Genomic DNA, 16417 nt, shown 5'->3' with positions numbered 1-16417 from the left:
AGGGGAAACGCCCGATGTTCCGCTCGACCTCGCTTCGCCGTCCCGTCCGATACCTTGGCGCCGTTGCCTTGGGGACCGGGCTCGCCTTGCTGGCGGCCTGCGGCAGCGCTCCCCAGCGACCGTCGTCGTCGCAACGGCACAATCCGGCCGCAAACGTTCCCCTCGCGAAGAACCTCACCTGGTCGACCCGGCCTGCCACGCAGATGCCTGCGGACGCGGCCAACGACGTGCTGTTCCGGGCGATCGGCCTGGTGGGCACGCCGTATCGGTGGGGCGGCAACACGCCTGCGGGCGGCTTCGATTGCAGCGGCCTCATCAACTACATCTATCTCACCTCCACGGGCCTGCGCCTTCCCCGCACCTCGGCGGAAATGGCCCAGCTGGACAAACCCAAGCTCAGCGAAGACGAACTGGCCAGCGGCGACCTCGTGTTCTTCGGACGCAGCCACATCACCCACGTGGGGGTGTACGTCGGCAAGGGGCGCTTCGTCCACGCGCCCAACTCCGGCGGCACCGTGCGCCTGGACGACCTCGACGGGTCGTACTGGAAGGCGAATTTCGCTTACGGACGGCGCGTCCTGAACTGAACGAAAAGTAAACCAGTTAACCACCTCAACGCGCATTTAAGTTGTGCGCTATTTAATTGCGTGCTTACATACGATCTATGGCGTGGCACCTCGCCGCGGCTTTCACCCGACCCGCATAAAGGAAACGACATGAGCAACCTTTCGAAAGTGCAGAAGATCGTCTACACCGCCCAGGCGAAGGTCCACGGTGGCCGCGAGGGTCACGTCGAGAGCAACGACGGCATGGTCAAGCTCGACCTGCGCCTGCCGAAGGAAATGGGCGGCAACGGCGGCGGCAGCAACCCCGAGCAGCTCTTCGCGGCCGGTTATGCCGCCTGTTTCGAAGGCGCCATCCGCTTCGTCGCGGGCCAGAAGAACGTCAAGCTCAACGACGTCTCCGTCGAAGGCCACGTCGGCATCGGCCCGCGCGAGGGTTCCGGCTTCGCGATCCAGGTCAAGCTCGACGCCCACCTCGCCGGTCTCGACGACGCCACCGCGCAGGACATCGTCAAGACCGCCCATGAAGACGTGTGCCCCTATTCGCACGCCACCCGCGGCAACGTCGACGTCGACGTCTCGGTGAACGGCAAGGCTCTGGCGTAACGCGCCCGCCCGACGTAACACCCTTAAACGGCGCCGCGGGGCGCCGTTTTTTGTTGCCCCCTCACTTCCGGCACGCTCCACGTGCCCCGGTATAAGCGCACAGTCGCCCTACCGTCGCGTGCAGGGACCCCAGATGCCGTCTTCTCGTCAGGCCAGGATAGCCGGGTGGCTATTTCTGCTGTTGATCGTGCTTGCGCCGATACGGCTGATCTACCTGCCATCGATCCTCTTCACCGGGGAACCCTCGACCACCGTCGCCAACCTGCGGCTGCACGAGCAGGCGGTCAGGGCAGGCGTCGTCGCCGATCTCGCGTGCGGCGCACTGATGGTCTTCATCGTGCTGTCCCTGCGCCGACTTTTCGCTGCGGATAACGATACGGGGCGCGGCTTGCTCATGCTCGGCGGCGCGCTGCCCGCCGCCGTGTACACGTTCAACGTCGGCAACGACATCGCCGCGCTGACCTTCGCCCAAGGGCCTGCGTTTCTGCAAGCCTTCGATGCCGCCCAGCGCGAGGCGCTCGCCTTGCTGTTCCTGCGCCTGCACGGACAGATGGTGATAGCGGCGGAAATCTGGTGGGGGCTGTGGCTTTTGCCCCTGGCGATGCTCGTCCGGCGATCGGGGCACGTGCCTGGCTGGATCGGCACGTGGCTCTTCGTCAACGGCCTCGCCTACGTGGCGCAGAGTGCCGTCGGCCTGCTATGGCCGGGTCACGCCGCCGATACGCTTTCCAGCGTCTGCACGCCCCTGCAGTTTGGCGAGGTTGTGTTCGCCCTGTGGCTGGTCATCGTCGGCGTACGCCGATCCCCACGATCCATGGAATCCATCGCATGAAACCGCTCGACGATGTCAGGGTACCGGTACGCCACCGTCTGGCCGCGCTATGGGCCGCGCTGATGTTCTGCTACGTGTATGGCGACTTTTTCGGTCTGTTCGTGCCGGGGCGTCTGAAGGACATGATGGCCGGCAACTTCGGACCGATGGGGCCGACCACCGATGGGCTGCTGGTGGGCTCCAGCCTGCTGCTCGCGGTACCCGCGCTGATGATCTACGCCACGCTGGTGGTCCCGGCACGCGCCTGCCAGTGGGCCAACCTGCTCCTGGGTGTGTTCTATGCGGTCGTGATGGCGCTGACGATGCCGGGCTCGCCCTTGTTTTACCAGGCGCTGGGCGTGGTCGAGATTGCCATCGGACTGGTCACGGTGGTCACCGCGTGGCGGTGGCCAAGGGCCGTGTCTACGAACCGTCATCCGATATGAAAACGGCCGGGGATACCCGGCCGTTGTTTCCTGTCGAACCGACGGCGATCAGTGTTCGCCGTCGCCCTTCGGGTGGGCGTGGCCATGGGAGAGCTCTTCTTCGGATGCGTCGCGCACGGTCTGCACGTCGATCGTGAAGTGGAGCGTCTTGCCGGCCATCGGGTGGTTGAGGTCGATGTCGACCACGCTTGAACCGACCTTCTGCACCACCACGACGCGCTGGCCGCCTTCCTTCAGCGACAGCACGGTGGTGTCGCCGGCCTTGAGGCCCTTGCCCTGCTGGGGGAAGTACTTCTTCGGCACGCGCTGGGTCATGCCGTCCTGGCGCGCGCCGTAGCCCTGCTCGGGGGTGATCTCCAGGTCGAACTTATCGCCGACCGACTTGCCCTCGAGGCCGGCTTCCATGCCCGGGATCAGCTGGCCGTGGCCGAGCAGGATCCACAGCGGCTCGCCGCCATCGAACGAGCTTTCGACCTGCTGCCCGTCGACCGTGAGGGTGTAGTGGAACGAGATGACCTTGTCCTTGCCAGCCTGCATGATGGTTTTCTACCGGAGGAAAAGCCCGGCATTTTAGCCGCCGTGCCGGCCGCCGTCACCCGAGCGGCCGAAACCCACCCCGCGGGCCTCCGGTCCGAGCCAGGTCAGCAAGGCCAGCAGCACCGCCACCGCGGCGATCCAGGTCGACATGGCGAAGGCGAAATCGCCGCCACGCCATGCCGCCAGCCAGGTCTGCGCCGTGGCCGTGATGGCCGCCAGCAGGTTACCCATCTGGTAGGCGAAGCCCGGCAGGGTGCCGCGCACGGCGTCCGGGGACAACTCGTTCAGATGGGTGGGTACGACGCCCCAGGCGCCCTGCACCATCACCTGAATCAGGAACGCCCCAAGGCCCAGCAGGAGCAGCGACCCGCCATAGGCCCACAGCGGGATCACCGGGATCGCCAGCAGCGCCGCGATGATGATGGCGCGGCGACGGCCGATCCGCTCCGACAGCGCACCGAACGTCAGGCCGCCGGCGAGCGCGCCCAGGTTAAGCAGCGCGGTGAGCATGAACGCGGTGGACGATCCCGCGGGGATGCGCAGGGTTTCCTGCACGAACGTCGGATACATGTCCTGCGAGCCGTGGCTGAACATGTTGAACGCCGCCATCAGCAGCATGAGATAGACGAAGAGCTTCCAGTGGCCGCGCATCGAGGCAACCACGCTTTCGCGCGCGGCGGAGCGACGCCCTTCCCACACCGGCGACTCGGGTACCTTGCGGCGGATGTACAGCACGAGCAAGGCAGGCAACGCACCTACCACGAACAGCCCGCGCCAGCCGATGTGATCGACCAGCAGCCAGTTCGCCAGCGCCGCGAGGAAAAATCCGCAGGGATATCCGCTCTGCAGCAGGCCGGAGACGAAACCGCGTGACCGGGCGGGAATCGATTCCATCGCCAGGGATGCCCCGATGCCCCACTCGCCACCCATGGCGATGCCGAAGGCGAAGCGCAGTGCCAGCAGGGCGCCGAGCGATGGCGCGAAGGCGCAGGCCACCTCCAGCACCGAGAACAGCACGATATCGAACATCAGCACCGGACGGCGCCCGTAACGGTCGGCGAGACGGCCGAAGATCAGCGCGCCGAGCGGACGCGCCGCGAGGGTGAGGAACAGCCCATAGGTGACCTCTTCCTTGGACACCTTGAATTCCTGCGCCACGGCGAGGATCACGAAGGTCAGGAGGAAGTAATCGAAGGCGTCCAGCGTCCAGCCGAGGAAACTCGCCAGGACGGTATGCCGTTGCGAAGCGTCGAGTTCGCGCAGTGCGGCGGGCAATGGCATGAGATTTTCCTCAGGTAACAGGCGGCGCCGAGGCTAGCACAGGCTTGCGGCCACCTAACGTTCGCTCCACGAGGCCACGACGGCCCGCCGATACACTCCGGTGACCATCCCATGCCGGAGGACACACCCATGCCGTATCGCCCACTCGCTTGTATCGCCCTGGCCACGCTGCTCGTCGCGGGCGCCGCGCAAGCGTCGCCCCAGGCATCTGCCGGACTGGACACCGGCGCGCCGTCATTCGCTGATCTGTCCAAGGATGGCAAGCCGCTGCGACGCAGCGACCTGCCTAAGGACAACGAGGCACTCAGGGAACTGCGCGCCCATTTCGGCGAAGCCGACAAGGATCACAACGGCAGTCTCGACAAGAGCGAATACGACGCGTACATCCACAAGGCCGACGCGCAGAAACAAAACTGATGAACGAGGCCGGGGAGCGACCGCCCGCCCCCCGCCAGCGATTTTGCTATCACCGCCCGGCGACAGATGCGCGCGCCTGGCCGCGAAGACGCCCCTGCGCCCGGCCCGCTGCTGCGCGCAGGGGAGTTCGCCGGGAGGGAACGGCTCCGTGCCGACCGATCATTCGCGGGCATCGTCCGGCCCCGCGCCGACTGCAAACCCGGGGCAGACGCCGAGCCCCCGTTGTGCGTCGCAATATGGTAGACTCGTCCGGTCGTGCCGCCGCTATCGACTCCCTTGCGGAGCATCAGGCGAGGATTCTCCTTTATCCCGCCGCGTTCCCCCACCCCCGAAAAGCGCACGCGACACCGGCCAGCCCATCGCCTCCTTGCGATGCGCAGCCGCCGAATTCATAACTCGTAGCGCGGTTCCAGGGAACGCTCGAGTCACGCAGGAGTTTTCCATGTCCTTCGAATCGCTGGGCCTCGCGCCCGCGTTGCTGCGCGCCCTTTCCGAGGCCGGCTACGAAACGCCCACCCCCATCCAGTCGGCCGCCATCCCCGAGGTGCTCGCCGGCCACGACCTCATGGCTGCCGCCCAGACCGGCACCGGCAAGACCGCGGCGTTCTCGCTGCCGCTGCTGCACCGACTGTCCTCGGCCGCCCCGCGCGGCGACGGCCGTCGTCCCATCCGGGCGCTGATCCTCACGCCGACGCGCGAACTCGCCGCCCAGGTGCAAGACAACCTGCGTGACTACGGCAAGCACCTGCGCCTGTCCAGCACCGTCATCTTCGGTGGCGTGGGCATGGGCAACCAGCTCCAGGCGCTGCGTCGCGGCGTGGACATCGTGGTGGCCACGCCCGGCCGCCTGATCGACCACATGCAGCAGCGCTCGGTCGACCTCTCCCACATCGACGTGCTCGTGCTCGACGAAGCCGACCGCATGCTCGACATGGGTTTCCTCCCGGCGCTCAAGCGGATCATCGCCGCGGTGCCGGCCAAGCGGCAGACCCTGCTCTTCTCGGCCACGTTCGCCCCGGAGATCAAGGCGCTTGCCCAGCAGTTCATGCGTGAGCCGCGCGAGGTGTCCACCACGCCCGCCAACACCGTGGCGAACACCATCACCCACCGCGTGCATCCGGTGGACACCGCGCGCAAGCGCGACCTGCTGCTGCACCTGCTCGCGCAGGACAGTCGCCGGCAGACCCTGGTGTTCAGCCGCACCAAGCACGGTGCCGACAAGCTCGTGCGCTTCCTCGAAGACGCCGGCATCCGCGCCGCCGCCATCCACGGCAACAAGAGCCAGAACGCCCGCACGCGCGCGCTCGGCGACTTCAAGAGCGGCAAGGTCACCGTACTGGTCGCCACCGACATCGCGGCGCGCGGCATCGACATCGACCAGCTGCCCGTGGTGATCAACTTCGACCTGCCGATGGTCGCCGAAGACTACGTGCACCGCATCGGCCGCACCGGCCGCGCGGGTTCGGAAGGCCAGGCGATCTCGCTGGTCAGCCACGACGAGTCGGGCCTGCTCCGCGACATCCGTCGCCTGCTGAAGACCGACCTCGAAATGGCCGACGTCGCCGGCTTCGAGCCGTCCACGCCGCTGCGCCTGGACGCCGGCGCGCCGCGTCCGAAGCAGCAGCAGCGCCAGCCGCGCGGCCCGCGCGACGGCGCCAGCCAGGGTCGCGGGGGCAGCAACACCCAGGCGCGTCCGTCGCACCGCCCGCACGGCCACGCGCCGGCGAGCACGGGCGAAGGCGGTCCGAAGCGCCGTCGCCGTCGTCCTGGCGGTGGTGGTTCGTCGGCCACCAGCGGCGGCGGCAAGGCCCGCGGCTGAGTCAGCCCTCGGCGCGGATACGCGCGGTGAGGACGTGGTCTTCCCACAGGCCGTCGATCTTCAGGTAACGCCGCGCGTAGCCCTCCTTTTCGAATCCCAGGCGCGTCAGCAGCGCCCCACTGCGGGCGTTGCGCGGCATGTAGTTCGCCATGACGCGGTGGAAATCCAGCGGACCGAACGCATAGCGGACGGCGCTGTCCAGGGCTTCGAACATCAAGCCCTTGCCCTGGTGCCGGAGGGCGATGCCGTAGCCGACGTGGCACGCCTGGAACACGCCGCGCACGACGTTCGCGAAGGTCAGGCTACCGACCATTTCGGTGCCGTCGGGCGTGAGCACCGCGAAGGGATAACCGCGATCGGCACGGGCCGCCTCCAGGCCCGCCTCGACCGTCTGGCGCGCCCCGTCGAGCGTGTAGTGCGCGCTCGTGCGCATGGGTTCCCACGGCGCAAGGTGCTCGCGGTTTTCCACGCGATAGCGCTGGAGCAACTCCGCCTCCTCCGTGTCGAGCAGGCGGACGATGGTCCGCGCGGTGCGGATGCGGACCGGTTCGTTCATGCCGTCAAGGCCGCCGCGTGATGGCGAAGGTGTTCTTCGATGAAGCTCTGGATGAAGTAATAGCTGTGGTCGTATCCCGGCCGCATGCGCAACTCGAGCTTCTGTCCCGCGTCTTCGCAGGCCGTCTCGAAGCGCTGCGGCTGGAGCTGGTTGACGAGGAAGGTGTCCGCCTCGCCCTGGTCGATGAGGATCGTCCCGCCGAAGCGCGCACCGCCTTTGACCAGCGCGGTGGCGTCGTAGGCGGCCCAGGCATCGCGGTCGTCGCCGAGGTAGCGCGAGAACGCCTTCTGGCCCCAAGGCACTTCGGACGGCGCCACGATGGGCGCGAAGGCCGATACCGAACGGAACCGGTGCGGGTTGCGCAGCGCGATGGTCAGCGCGCCGTGACCGCCCATCGAGTGACCGAACAGGCCCTGCCGGTTCATGTCGAGCGGAAACCGCTCGGCGACCAGGCGCGGCAGTTCGTCCACCACGTAGCTGTACATGCGGAACCGCGACGCCCAGGGCTCCTGGGTGGCGTCCAGATAGAACCCGGCGCCCTCGCCGAACTCCCAGTCGCCGGTGGCCCCGGCAAGCCCGGTGTCACGCGGGCTGGTGTCGGGCATGACCAGCGCCAGGCCCAGCTCGGCCGCCACCCGCTGCGCGCCGGCCTTGATCGTGAAGGTCTCGGCCGTGCAGGTCAGGCCCGCCAGGTACCAGAGCACCGGCACGGGACCCTGGGCGGCCTGGGGCGGCACGAAAACGGCATAGCGCATCGGGCCGCCACAGACCGCCGAGGCGTGAGTGTAGAAGCCCTGCATGCCCTCGAAACACCGCTGCTCGGACACCGTCTCGATCGTCGTCATACCCGCATCCCATGGAAAACTGACTGATAAGTCTAATGCCGATGGCGAACAGGGCCAGAATCACAGCGTAAGGCCCTGATCGCTGCTACAATCTCACTACTGCCCGGCGCCGACTCCGCCGCCGCGCCCCTCCCCTGAGGTCGCCATGTCATCCCCCGATACAGACAACGCTCCGGCCCTGCCCGGCTTCAGCGCGCTTGCCCTCGACGAAAACGTCGTGCGCGCGCTGACCGAGGTCGGCTATGAGACCCCCTCCCCCATCCAGGCCGCCACCATCCCGCCGCTGCTCGACGGCCGCGACGTCATCGGTCAGGCGCAGACCGGCACCGGCAAGACCGCCGCCTTCGCGCTGCCCGTGCTCTCGCGCATCGACCTGAAGCCCGGCAAGCCCCAGGCGCTGGTGCTTGCGCCCACGCGTGAACTGGCCATCCAGGTCGCCGAGGCGTTCCAGAAGTACGCCACCTACCTGCCTGGCTTCCAGGTGCTGCCGATCTACGGCGGCCAGAGCTACGGCCCGCAGCTACAAGGGCTCAAGCGCGGCGCGCAGATCGTGGTGGGCACGCCCGGCCGCGTCATCGACCATCTCGACAAGGGCACGCTCGACCTCTCGGCGCTGCGCTTCGTGGTGCTCGACGAGGCCGACGAGATGCTCCGCATGGGCTTCATCGACGACGTCGAGAAGTTGCTCCAGGCCACGCCCGAGGGCCGCCAGGTGGCATTGTTCTCCGCGACCATGCCGGCCCCGATTCGCCGCATCGCGCAGACCTACCTGAAAGACCCGGTCGAAATCACGATCAAGAACAAGACCACCACCGCGGCGAACATCCGCCAGCGTTACTGGTGGGTGAGCGGCGTGCACAAGCTCGACGCGCTCACGCGCATCCTCGAGGCCGAAAGCTTCGACGCGATGATCGTCTTCGCACGCACCAAGCAGGCCACCGAAGAACTCGCCAGCAAGCTGCAGGCGCGCGGTTTCGCCGCCGCCGCGATCAACGGCGACATCGCCCAGGCCCAGCGCGAGCGGGTGATCGACCAGCTCAAGACCGGCAAGCTCGACATCCTGATCGCCACCGACGTGGCCGCTCGCGGCCTCGACGTCGACCGCATCAGTCACGTGCTGAACTACGACATCCCGCACGACACCGAGTCGTACGTGCATCGCATCGGTCGTACCGGCCGCGCGGGACGGAACGGCGAGGCCATCCTGTTCGTCACCCCGCGCGAGCGCAACCTGCTGCGCCAGATCGAGCGGGCCACGCGCCAGCCGATCGAGCAGATGCAGTTGCCCACCGTCGAGGCGGTGAACGACACGCGCATGAACAAATTCAACCAGCGCATCACCGATACGCTGGCCACGGGCGACCTCGGCCTGTTCCAGCAGTTGGTGGAGAAATACGAGCAGGAGCACAACGTGCCGGCGATCGAGATCGCCGCCGCGCTCGCCCGCATCGCCCAGGGCGACCAGCCGCTGCTGCTCGAGCCGCCGGCCAAGCGCGAATACACCGAACGCCCGCCGCGCGAGTTCGATCGTGAGCGCGATCGCGATGTCAGCGATCGCCGCCCGGTGCGCGAAGGCATGCGCCAGCCCCGTCCGCACGTCACCGAAGCGGGCAAGAAGACCTACCGCATCGAAGTGGGCCACGAGCACGGCGTGAAGCCGGGCAACATCGTCGGTGCCATCGCGAACGAAGGCGGCGTGGAAGCGAAGTTCATCGGCCGCGTCAGCATTCGCGACGACTACAGCCTCATCGATCTTCCCGACGGCATGCCGGCCGATACGTTCAACCACCTCAAGAAGGTGTGGGTCGCGCAGCAGCAGCTGCAGATCAAGGCATGGGACGGCACCGAGCAGCCGCAAAGCGGCGGCGGCGGTGGCGCGCCCCGTCCCCGTGGCAACTTCCGGCCGAATGGCCCGCGTCCGGGCGGTGGTGGCGGCAAGCCGCCGCGCCGCAAGCGCGATTACTGATCCCCGAACAAGCCCGGCCATGCGCCGGGCTTCTTTTTGGTTCTCTGCGGACGTGCGGGGATCTCGCATGGATGCGGGCCTACGGCCGGCTCGGACGGTGAGGCCAGAGCCTTCGGTGTCCACCCTCGCGGCTCGGGCAGTCCTCCGGTCCCCGAACTTCCGTGAAGAACCTTCTTTTGGCCGGCCGTCGACGCGCCGCCACAGGTCCCGTCCAGGCCGTCACGCCTTCAGGCGAAATCCGCCGGCGTCAACGGCGCCATCCCGTGCCTTACCCTCGCTTTGTCGCACTGGGGGCTTGGCGTGCCATCTTCCCACGCGGGCTTGAGGTCGTGGCACGGCGACGGGCGCACGGCATACACGCCGCACTGCGCAGCCACGCCCACTTCGCCAACCAGCGACAGGCAACGCGGCTCCCGGCGATTCGTGCCGTGCATGTTTACCCGATGCGGATCCAGGTGCTCGGTAAGCGCCGCAGGCACGATGCCGCCGGCCACGTCGGTTTCCATCCAGTGAAAGGCGACCCGGTAGGTCGCGCAGCAAGCGCCGCAGCGCAAGCAAGGGTGCGTCATGAGTTCAGATCGAGCCTGAGAACGTGTTGCACTGCGCGGTATCGCCGCTGTCGAGGCCGGTCTTGAACCAGTGCACCCGTTGCGCCGACGTGCCGTGGGTGAACGAATCGGGCACCACGCGACCCTGGGCCTGTTCCTGCAGGGTGTCGTCCCCGATGGCCGTGGCGGCGTTCAACGCCGATTCGATGTCTCCCGGTTGAAGCCAGTGCTGGCGCTGCTGCGAGTGATGGGCCCAGACGCCGGCGAAACAGTCGGCCTGGAGCTCCTGGCGCACGGACAACCCCGCGGCACCCTCCATGGCCGCGCCACGGCGCCGTGCGTCCTCCACCTTGTCGAAGATGCCGACGAGGTTCTGCACGTGGTGGCCGACTTCGTGCGCGATGACGTAAGCCCGGGCGAAATCGCCAGATGCGTGGAAACGCCGCTGCATGTCCTGGAAGAAATCGAGGTCGAGGTAGACCTTGCGGTCGCCGGGGCAATAGAACGGGCCGACGGCGGACGATGCCGAGCCGCACGCGGTGCGCACGGCGCCGTGGAACAACACCAGCTTCGGCGCGTCGTAGCGCTGGTGGTTCGCGGCGAAAATCTCACCCCAGGTGTCTTCGGTCTCGCCCAGGATCGCGCGAACGAAATCGACCTGCGGATCGGCCGTGTCCAGCGGCTGGGTTGTCCGGGTCGGTGCGGCCGGCCCGGAGGGGGCCTGGCCCAGCAGCGCCGTGGGGTCCTTGTAGAACACGGCCCCGAGGATGGCGAGGATGATCACGCCACCGATGCCCAGGCCACGCCCGCCGAACGACGGACCGCCTCCACCGCCGTTGCCGGCGTCTTCCACGTTGTCGCTTCTGCGGCCTTTCTGCCAAAGCATGAGTGTCACCCTCCGTCCCGAGACGCGGTGCGCATGATCGCACGGCGCGTAGCCGTTACACTGCGCCGCTATCGTTGCCCACGGATCGCTCCATGACCAGCCAGTTACCCGCCGTCGTCACCCTGCTCACCCTGCTGCTGATGTTCTACACGGTGTTCATGGTAGGCCGGGCGCGTGAACGCTATGGCATCAAGGCACCGTCGATCTCCGGCGACCCGGCATTTGAACGGGCCTGGCGGGTGCAGATGAACACCCTGGAAAACGCCGTGATGTTCATTCCGGCCCTGTGGCTGGCGGCGCAGTACGTCGATCCGCTGTGGGCCGGCATCGCCGGCCTGGTCTGGCTGGCCGGGCGCATCTGGTACGCGGTGGCCTACCTGCGCGACGCCACGCGCCGCGGCCCCGGCTACCTCGTGTCGATGGTGGCCTGGGCTGCCCTCATGCTGATGGCGGCCGGCGGCATGGGCATGGCCATCATGGAGAACAACGCCGCGGCAGCCCCCGCCGAAGACACCGCCCCGTAACCGTCAGCGCCGCATCGCCGTGGGTCTCCCCGCCGGCGGGCGCCTGGCCTGGTCGGCGTCGCGATAGTCGAAGACCGTCGCCTCGTCTTCCGTGGCCGCAAACGTGATGGCGATCACCGGACGCCAGATATGGCCCCGATCGTTCATGGCGATCTGCAACCGCTGGGCCGTTTCCAGGCTGTAGGCGTTTCTCGTGTCGTAGTAGAACGATTCAACGGGCACCGAGCCCGGCGTGTCGCGCGGCCACGACTCGGCCACCAGCTCGTTGATCGAACCTTTGTAACCGGGTGCTCCGGAATCGTGCATCAGCTCGGGAAGGAGCGCGAAAATGCGGGCGGCATCCGACGTACCCACGTCGAAACCGCATTGCCATGAGGTGCCTATCGCGTCGGGACGTCGCGCGAAATGCGTCCGCCATTGCGCGGCGGTGAAGACGCCTTCCTGCTGGCACGGCCCGGAGATCGGGTACGTTGCCGTGTCCTCGTATCCCCCGCACCGGGTCGTGCGGAAGTCGGAATAGGCGTTGTAGACGTAGGCGCACAGGATATAGAGCGGGTGCTTATGAAGCGGCGGCGAATCGTCTGGCGCGTAGTAGGTGATGCCGCCACCGCCCCGATACGCTTGTTTGATCCACGCGTCTTTTCTGAACCAGGACATCGGCACGCCGTTGTCCGCATACGGTTGCCAGGGGTCCTTGTCGTCGACCGCGGCTTCGATGAGGACACCCGTGCAACGCACGGCTGGTTCGCCTGCGCAATCCGCGGCGAGGTCGCCATAGCGACGCCTCAGGCTGGACACGGTGGCAGGTCCGTCCGGCCCATCCAGCACCGCGTTCACGACAGGGGAAGGCGGCAGGCGCGGCTGTGCACACCCGCCCAACAGGCAGCCTATCCAGAGGGCGGCCATGCGGCAGACCCTACCCAGCGAGAAAGGACGCTCCATGTCCTTGGTTCCTGTTGGTCCGTGGTGTGTCTATTTACCCCCGCCATGGGAGGCCGCACCATCGGCCGTCGGTCGTAAGCGTGCTCGCCGTGCTTACGTGTCGTCGTCCACCGGCTGGGCCAGCACCCTGACCCGCTGGATGCGCGCCCCATCCATGGCCCGCACCTCGAAGGCGAGGCCATCCGCCTCGAAACCGTCGCCGACGCCCGGCAACCGGCCGAGTCGCTGGAGCACGAATCCGGCCAGGGTCGAGAAGCTGCCGTCGCCCGCGCCGGTCAGGCGGCGACCGAGCAGGTGTTCCACGCGGCGGGCGTCGAGGCTGGCGTCGAGCAGCCAGGCGCCATCCGGCTCGCTGACCGCCGAGGGATCGCCGTCGCGGTTTTCGTCGGGGAACTCGCCTGCGATGGTTTCCAGCACGTCGGCGGGGGTGACCAGCCCGAGAATGCTTCCGTATTCGTCGACCACCAGGGCCACCTGCAGCGATGCACGGCGGAACTCGTCGATCAGGCGCAGCACGCTGAGCGATTCCAGCACCGTGATCGGCTTGCGCACCACGCCCGGTTCGAGGCGCCCATGGTCGCCCAGGCTGGCCAGCAGGTCGCGCGAAGAGACCACACCCACCAGTTCGTCGAGATCGCCGTTGGCCACGAGCATCCAGTGGTGCGACGACTCACGGGCCTCTTCCAGCAGGTTGCCCAGTTCGTCCGACGGATCGACCCAGACGATCTCGGTACGCGGCGTCATGATCGACCGCACGGGCCGCTGGGAGAGGTCGAGCACGCCCTGGACCATTTCCAGTTCGTCCTTGCCGAAGACCGAGGGCTCGGTGGTCTCCGCCGGGGCGTTGCCCGCGTCGGCGTCGTCGTCCGCGCGACCGCCGAGCAGGCGCAGCACCGTCTTTGCCGTGCGATCGCGCATGGTGCGGCCGCCGACCAGCAAGGAGCGGCGCCGGTTGCGCCGCATGGTCTGGTTGAACACCTCGATCATGATCGAGAAACCGATCGCCGCGTAGAGGTAGCCCTTGGGAATGTGGAACCCGAAACCCTCGGCGATCAGGCTGAAGCCGATCATCAGCAGGAACGACAGGCACAGGATCACGACCGTGGGGCGCGCGTTGACGAAGGCGGTAAGCGGCTTGCTGGCCGTGATCATGAGCGCCATGGCGATCACCACGCCGATCATCATGATCGACAGGTGGTCGACCATGCCGACCGCGGTGATGACCGAATCAAGGGAGAACACCGCGTCGAGGATCACGATCTGCATCACGGTGAGCCAGAAGCTCGCGCGACGGGCGCCCTTGCCCTCGTGATCGTCGGACGCCTCCAGGCGCTCATGCAGTTCGAGCGTGGCCTTGAACAACAGGAACGCGCCACCGATCAACAGGATCAGGTCGCGCCAGGAAAGGCTGAAGCCGTTCCATTCGACCAGGGGCTTGGTGAGCGTGACCAGCCAGGACATGGCCGCCAGCAGGCAAAGGCGCATCACCAGGGCCAGGCCCAGGCCAAGCAGGCGGGCATGGTCGCGCTGGCGCGCGGGCAGCTTGTCGGCGAGGATCGCGACGAAGACGAGGTTGTCGATACCGAGCACGATCTCCAGCACGATCAACGTGAGGAGACCCGCCCAGGCGGAAGGGTCGGCTAACCAGTCGAATGCAAACATGGGCGGGCGCGTCGGGCGCCGGTTTTCCTCCAGTACGGACATATCACTATACAGGTCCACGGTGACGGCACGGCGCGCCGGCCTCTCCTCGCCGTTGCGCCGCGCGGCGCCCGTCGGCTAGGGTGCGGCATGCCTCACGACTCCGTTCCGCTTTCCGGCCCCGTCGATGCCGCCGTTCCCGCCGTGCCCGCCCGCGCGCCGGGACTGGTCGAGACCATCCTGTGCATCGCCGGCTATTTCGCCCTTCAGTTCGGTTTCGGCGGGCTCTTTGGCGGGCTGTCGCAATGGCTATCCCGGACGTTTCCGCAGCATGTTCCCGACCAACCGGACCGCCTGATCGTCGTGGTGATCCTGGCGCTGCTCAGCTCGGCCGCGGTCACCATCACCCTGATGGTGCGCCGCTGGGGTGCGCGAGCGACGGACGGGGGCGTCCTCGGACTCGGCTTTACGCCGCCCGACGGACGCTACGTGGCGATCGCCACGGGGTTGGGCTTCGCCGCGCCGATCGTGGGTGGCTTGCTCACCCAATGGCTGGCCCATGGTCACGACGTGAGCCAGGCCGTCGCCGACATCGCCGACAAGGCGCACGTGGGGATGCGCATCGCCCTGCTGCCGGCGGCCGTGCTCGTGGGGCCGCTGGTGGAGGAAGTATTGTTTCGCGGCGCCTTGCTCGCCACGCTTCGCGCGCGGCTGGGCGACAGCGGCGCCATCGCGATCTCGGCGGCGGTATTCGGCCTGGTGCACCTGCCCGATCTGGACTGGCTCTGGTACGCCGTGCCCGATCTCGCCTTGGTCGGCCTGTTCTGCGCCTGGCTGCGTGTGCGCAGCCGCTCGCTCTGGCCCGCCTTCGTGGCCCACGCGGTGAACAACGCGCTGGCCACCGTAGGCTGGTTCATCCGCTGACGCAGGTTTCCAGCATCGCCACGCGGCGGGCCAGGGTCGGCCCCACATAGCACTGCGAGCCCACCGGCATCAGTCCCACCTCGCCGAACGCCCCCCGATACCACCGGGCGGGCCGGGCCTGGAACCCGTCGCGATCGCCACCGGGGTCGTCCTCGCGGGTATACACCTCCAGGAAAGCCAGTCCTTCGAGCATGTCGGCGATACCGGTGAGACCGGCGCGGATCTCCGCCGGTTTGAGGTAATGCAGCACATCGGTGCACACGATGAGGTCGAACCGCTCGTCGAAGCGCAGGTGCTCCAACTGGCCAAAGCGGGCGTAACCAATGTTGCGGCTACGGCCGTAGCGGGCCACGGCATAGTCGCTGGCCTCGAGGCCGCGATAGGCGATCCCGGGCCGCAGGCGCCTCAGCACGGCCCGCCAGGGCGCCTCCCCGCAGCCGACGTCCAGCACGTTGCGCACGGGTCGGCCCAGGTAGAACTCGGCTTGCCCGAGCACCATGGCCACCTTGCGGCGCAGCTCGGCCGGCGAGCGCACGGCGTGGTCCGCACTGCGGTACCACTTGTCGAAATAGGCCTGGTCGTAGGTCTTGGGCATATCGGGCACCCCCCGGAAAAGCGCCATGTTAGCGGGGCCTCCACCTCGGGCATACACGTGCCGGGGCAGCATCGGCCCATCGTTTCAGAGGAGACAGCCATGCCCCGTATCCAGTTGCGCATCACCGGCGACCGTGACGTGTTCGACGATGTCATCAACGCCCTCCACGGTATCGACGGTATCGAGCGGGTGGAGGAAATCGACGACTTCATGAACGACTTCCGCGACGATTCCAGCTCGCAGAACCTGTCGGACGACATGAGCTCGAAGACCTACACCGTCGAGGTAGAGTCGCCCAGAGGCAAGCTGGAGCGCGTCCGCGAAGTGGCCGAAGAGACCGCCGGCAGCCGCGAGGCCGCCATCGAATTCGTGGATCCGGATGAAAACGAAATCTGACGGGCGCGTTTGCGGCAAATCCGTATCGTCGCTGAAGCAAGCTTTTACGAGCGTGCCGATGTCGTAAACGTTCGGGCAACCTGTCCGTTCACGGGGACGTCACCCCTCGAACGG

The 16417-nt window shown here is 67.4% G+C and carries 19 protein-coding genes; 10 read left to right on the top strand and 9 right to left on the bottom strand.

From position 1 onward, the window contains the following. Positions 1 to 14: 14 nt before the first annotated feature. The 4 genes from PI246_RS03290 (at position 15) to PI246_RS03275 (ending at position 2426) form a co-directional block, all read left to right on the top strand. Positions 15 to 587: a C40 family peptidase gene (locus PI246_RS03290; RefSeq protein WP_320549855.1), complete on the top strand. Its 573-nt coding sequence runs from the start codon at positions 15 to 17 to the stop codon at positions 585 to 587. 129 nt (positions 588 to 716) lie between these two features. Continuing rightward, complete coding sequence (locus tag PI246_RS03285) at positions 717 to 1169, top strand: organic hydroperoxide resistance protein (RefSeq protein WP_320549854.1); 453 nt, start codon at positions 717 to 719, stop codon at positions 1167 to 1169. Between the two features lie 133 nt (positions 1170 to 1302). Beyond that, the gene (locus tag PI246_RS03280; RefSeq protein WP_320549853.1) at positions 1303 to 2001 is read left to right on the top strand and encodes a DUF4386 domain-containing protein; all 699 of its coding nucleotides are present in this window, start codon (positions 1303 to 1305) and stop codon (positions 1999 to 2001) included. After that, positions 1998 to 2426, top strand: coding sequence for a DUF6326 family protein (locus PI246_RS03275; RefSeq protein ID WP_320549852.1), 429 nt, complete (start codon positions 1998 to 2000; stop codon positions 2424 to 2426). Before PI246_RS03280 ends, PI246_RS03275 begins: the two co-directional genes overlap by 4 nt. 48 nt (positions 2427 to 2474) lie before the next feature. Here the strand turns inward: PI246_RS03275 and PI246_RS03270 are convergent, their stop codons facing one another. Both PI246_RS03270 and PI246_RS03265 read right to left on the bottom strand, forming a co-directional pair. After that, positions 2475 to 2963 carry an FKBP-type peptidyl-prolyl cis-trans isomerase gene (locus PI246_RS03270; protein ID WP_320549851.1) on the bottom strand — a complete coding sequence of 163 codons (489 nt, stop codon included), beginning with the start codon at positions 2961 to 2963 and terminating at the stop codon, positions 2475 to 2477. 33 nt (positions 2964 to 2996) lie between these two features. Further along, positions 2997 to 4244 carry an MFS transporter gene (locus PI246_RS03265; protein ID WP_320549850.1) on the bottom strand — a complete coding sequence of 416 codons (1248 nt, stop codon included), beginning with the start codon at positions 4242 to 4244 and terminating at the stop codon, positions 2997 to 2999. Positions 4245 to 4373: 129 nt separating this feature from the next. Between PI246_RS03265 and PI246_RS03260 the strand changes: the two genes are divergently transcribed. Together PI246_RS03260 and PI246_RS03255 are read left to right on the top strand one after the other, a co-directional pair. Continuing rightward, complete coding sequence (locus PI246_RS03260) at positions 4374 to 4661, top strand: hypothetical protein (RefSeq protein ID WP_320549849.1); 288 nt, start codon at positions 4374 to 4376, stop codon at positions 4659 to 4661. A 442-nt stretch (positions 4662 to 5103) separates the two neighbouring features. Next, complete coding sequence (locus tag PI246_RS03255; protein WP_320549848.1) at positions 5104 to 6480, top strand: DEAD/DEAH box helicase; 1377 nt, start codon at positions 5104 to 5106, stop codon at positions 6478 to 6480. A 1-nt stretch (position 6481) separates the two neighbouring features. On the opposite strand, the gene rimJ is transcribed toward PI246_RS03255, so the two are convergent. Both rimJ and fghA read right to left on the bottom strand, forming a co-directional pair. Next, entirely contained in the window at positions 6482 to 7036 is a 555-nt protein-coding gene (rimJ, locus tag PI246_RS03250; protein ID WP_320549847.1) for a ribosomal protein S5-alanine N-acetyltransferase, read from the bottom strand. Next, entirely contained in the window at positions 7033 to 7881 is an 849-nt protein-coding gene (gene fghA, locus PI246_RS03245; protein ID WP_320549846.1) for an S-formylglutathione hydrolase, read from the bottom strand. Before fghA ends, rimJ begins: the two co-directional genes overlap by 4 nt. 145 nt (positions 7882 to 8026) lie before the next feature. Between fghA and PI246_RS03240 the strand changes: the two genes are divergently transcribed. Further along, entirely contained in the window at positions 8027 to 9847 is a 1821-nt protein-coding gene (locus PI246_RS03240; RefSeq protein ID WP_320549845.1) for a DEAD/DEAH box helicase, read from the top strand. Positions 9848 to 10074: 227 nt separating this feature from the next. On the opposite strand, the gene PI246_RS03235 is transcribed toward PI246_RS03240, so the two are convergent. Both PI246_RS03235 and ypfJ read right to left on the bottom strand, forming a co-directional pair. Next, a complete protein-coding gene (locus PI246_RS03235) occupies positions 10075 to 10416 on the bottom strand; it encodes a YkgJ family cysteine cluster protein (RefSeq protein ID WP_320549844.1) in 342 nt (113 codons plus the stop codon). 4 nt (positions 10417 to 10420) lie between these two features. Beyond that, positions 10421 to 11281: a KPN_02809 family neutral zinc metallopeptidase gene (gene ypfJ / locus PI246_RS03230; protein WP_320549843.1), complete on the bottom strand. Its 861-nt coding sequence runs from the start codon at positions 11279 to 11281 to the stop codon at positions 10421 to 10423. A 92-nt stretch (positions 11282 to 11373) separates the two neighbouring features. On the opposite strand from ypfJ, the gene PI246_RS03225 reads away from it, so the two are divergent. Next, a complete protein-coding gene (locus PI246_RS03225; protein WP_320549842.1) occupies positions 11374 to 11805 on the top strand; it encodes an MAPEG family protein in 432 nt (143 codons plus the stop codon). Between the two features lie 3 nt (positions 11806 to 11808). Here PI246_RS03225 and PI246_RS03220 read toward each other — a convergent pair whose 3' ends face one another. Continuing rightward, positions 11809 to 12711: a hypothetical protein gene (locus tag PI246_RS03220; RefSeq protein WP_320549841.1), complete on the bottom strand. Its 903-nt coding sequence runs from the start codon at positions 12709 to 12711 to the stop codon at positions 11809 to 11811. 129 nt (positions 12712 to 12840) lie between these two features. Further along, on the bottom strand, positions 12841 to 14409 hold the full coding sequence (locus PI246_RS03215) for a TerC family protein (protein ID WP_320549840.1): 1569 nt from the start codon (positions 14407 to 14409) through the stop codon (positions 12841 to 12843). 129 nt (positions 14410 to 14538) lie between these two features. On the opposite strand from PI246_RS03215, the gene PI246_RS03210 reads away from it, so the two are divergent. Continuing rightward, complete coding sequence (locus PI246_RS03210) at positions 14539 to 15312, top strand: CPBP family intramembrane glutamic endopeptidase (RefSeq protein ID WP_320549839.1); 774 nt, start codon at positions 14539 to 14541, stop codon at positions 15310 to 15312. Here PI246_RS03210 and PI246_RS03205 read toward each other — a convergent pair. Beyond that, positions 15302 to 15907 (bottom strand): class I SAM-dependent DNA methyltransferase, encoded by a 606-nt coding sequence (locus tag PI246_RS03205; RefSeq protein WP_320549838.1) that lies wholly within the window; start codon positions 15905 to 15907, stop codon positions 15302 to 15304. The genes PI246_RS03210 and PI246_RS03205 overlap by 11 nt on opposite strands. Positions 15908 to 16006: 99 nt before the next feature. Here PI246_RS03205 and PI246_RS03200 point away from each other — a divergent pair, with 99 nt between their 5' ends. Continuing rightward, positions 16007 to 16303: a hypothetical protein gene (locus PI246_RS03200; RefSeq protein ID WP_320549837.1), complete on the top strand. Its 297-nt coding sequence runs from the start codon at positions 16007 to 16009 to the stop codon at positions 16301 to 16303. Positions 16304 to 16417: the final 114 nt, after the last annotated feature.

This window comes from Luteibacter sahnii, from assembly GCF_034063545.1.
GTDB classification, from domain to species: Bacteria; Pseudomonadota; Gammaproteobacteria; order Xanthomonadales; family Rhodanobacteraceae; genus Luteibacter; species Luteibacter sahnii.
This window is presented reverse-complemented; position numbering and strand designations above follow the sequence as displayed.

Coding starts and splice junctions, on each gene's coding strand:
- PI246_RS03210 (WP_320549839.1), top strand. CDS start 14,539: ATGCCTCACGACTCCGTTCCGCTTTCCGGCCCCGTCGATGCCGCCGTT.
- PI246_RS03255 (WP_320549848.1), top strand. CDS start 5,104: ATGTCCTTCGAATCGCTGGGCCTCGCGCCCGCGTTGCTGCGCGCCCTT.
- PI246_RS03290 (WP_320549855.1), top strand. CDS start 15: ATGTTCCGCTCGACCTCGCTTCGCCGTCCCGTCCGATACCTTGGCGCC.
- fghA (WP_320549846.1), bottom strand. CDS start 7,881: ATGACGACGATCGAGACGGTGTCCGAGCAGCGGTGTTTCGAGGGCATG.
- PI246_RS03260 (WP_320549849.1), top strand. CDS start 4,374: ATGCCGTATCGCCCACTCGCTTGTATCGCCCTGGCCACGCTGCTCGTC.
- PI246_RS03205 (WP_320549838.1), bottom strand. CDS start 15,907: ATGCCCAAGACCTACGACCAGGCCTATTTCGACAAGTGGTACCGCAGT.
- PI246_RS03280 (WP_320549853.1), top strand. CDS start 1,303: ATGCCGTCTTCTCGTCAGGCCAGGATAGCCGGGTGGCTATTTCTGCTG.
- PI246_RS03225 (WP_320549842.1), top strand. CDS start 11,374: ATGACCAGCCAGTTACCCGCCGTCGTCACCCTGCTCACCCTGCTGCTG.
- PI246_RS03275 (WP_320549852.1), top strand. CDS start 1,998: ATGAAACCGCTCGACGATGTCAGGGTACCGGTACGCCACCGTCTGGCC.
- PI246_RS03270 (WP_320549851.1), bottom strand. CDS start 2,963: ATGCAGGCTGGCAAGGACAAGGTCATCTCGTTCCACTACACCCTCACG.
- ypfJ (WP_320549843.1), bottom strand. CDS start 11,281: ATGCTTTGGCAGAAAGGCCGCAGAAGCGACAACGTGGAAGACGCCGGC.
- PI246_RS03220 (WP_320549841.1), bottom strand. CDS start 12,711: ATGGCCGCCCTCTGGATAGGCTGCCTGTTGGGCGGGTGTGCACAGCCG.
- PI246_RS03265 (WP_320549850.1), bottom strand. CDS start 4,244: ATGCCATTGCCCGCCGCACTGCGCGAACTCGACGCTTCGCAACGGCAT.
- PI246_RS03200 (WP_320549837.1), top strand. CDS start 16,007: ATGCCCCGTATCCAGTTGCGCATCACCGGCGACCGTGACGTGTTCGAC.
- rimJ (WP_320549847.1), bottom strand. CDS start 7,036: ATGAACGAACCGGTCCGCATCCGCACCGCGCGGACCATCGTCCGCCTG.
- PI246_RS03215 (WP_320549840.1), bottom strand. CDS start 14,409: ATGTTTGCATTCGACTGGTTAGCCGACCCTTCCGCCTGGGCGGGTCTC.
- PI246_RS03235 (WP_320549844.1), bottom strand. CDS start 10,416: ATGACGCACCCTTGCTTGCGCTGCGGCGCTTGCTGCGCGACCTACCGG.
- PI246_RS03240 (WP_320549845.1), top strand. CDS start 8,027: ATGTCATCCCCCGATACAGACAACGCTCCGGCCCTGCCCGGCTTCAGC.
- PI246_RS03285 (WP_320549854.1), top strand. CDS start 717: ATGAGCAACCTTTCGAAAGTGCAGAAGATCGTCTACACCGCCCAGGCG.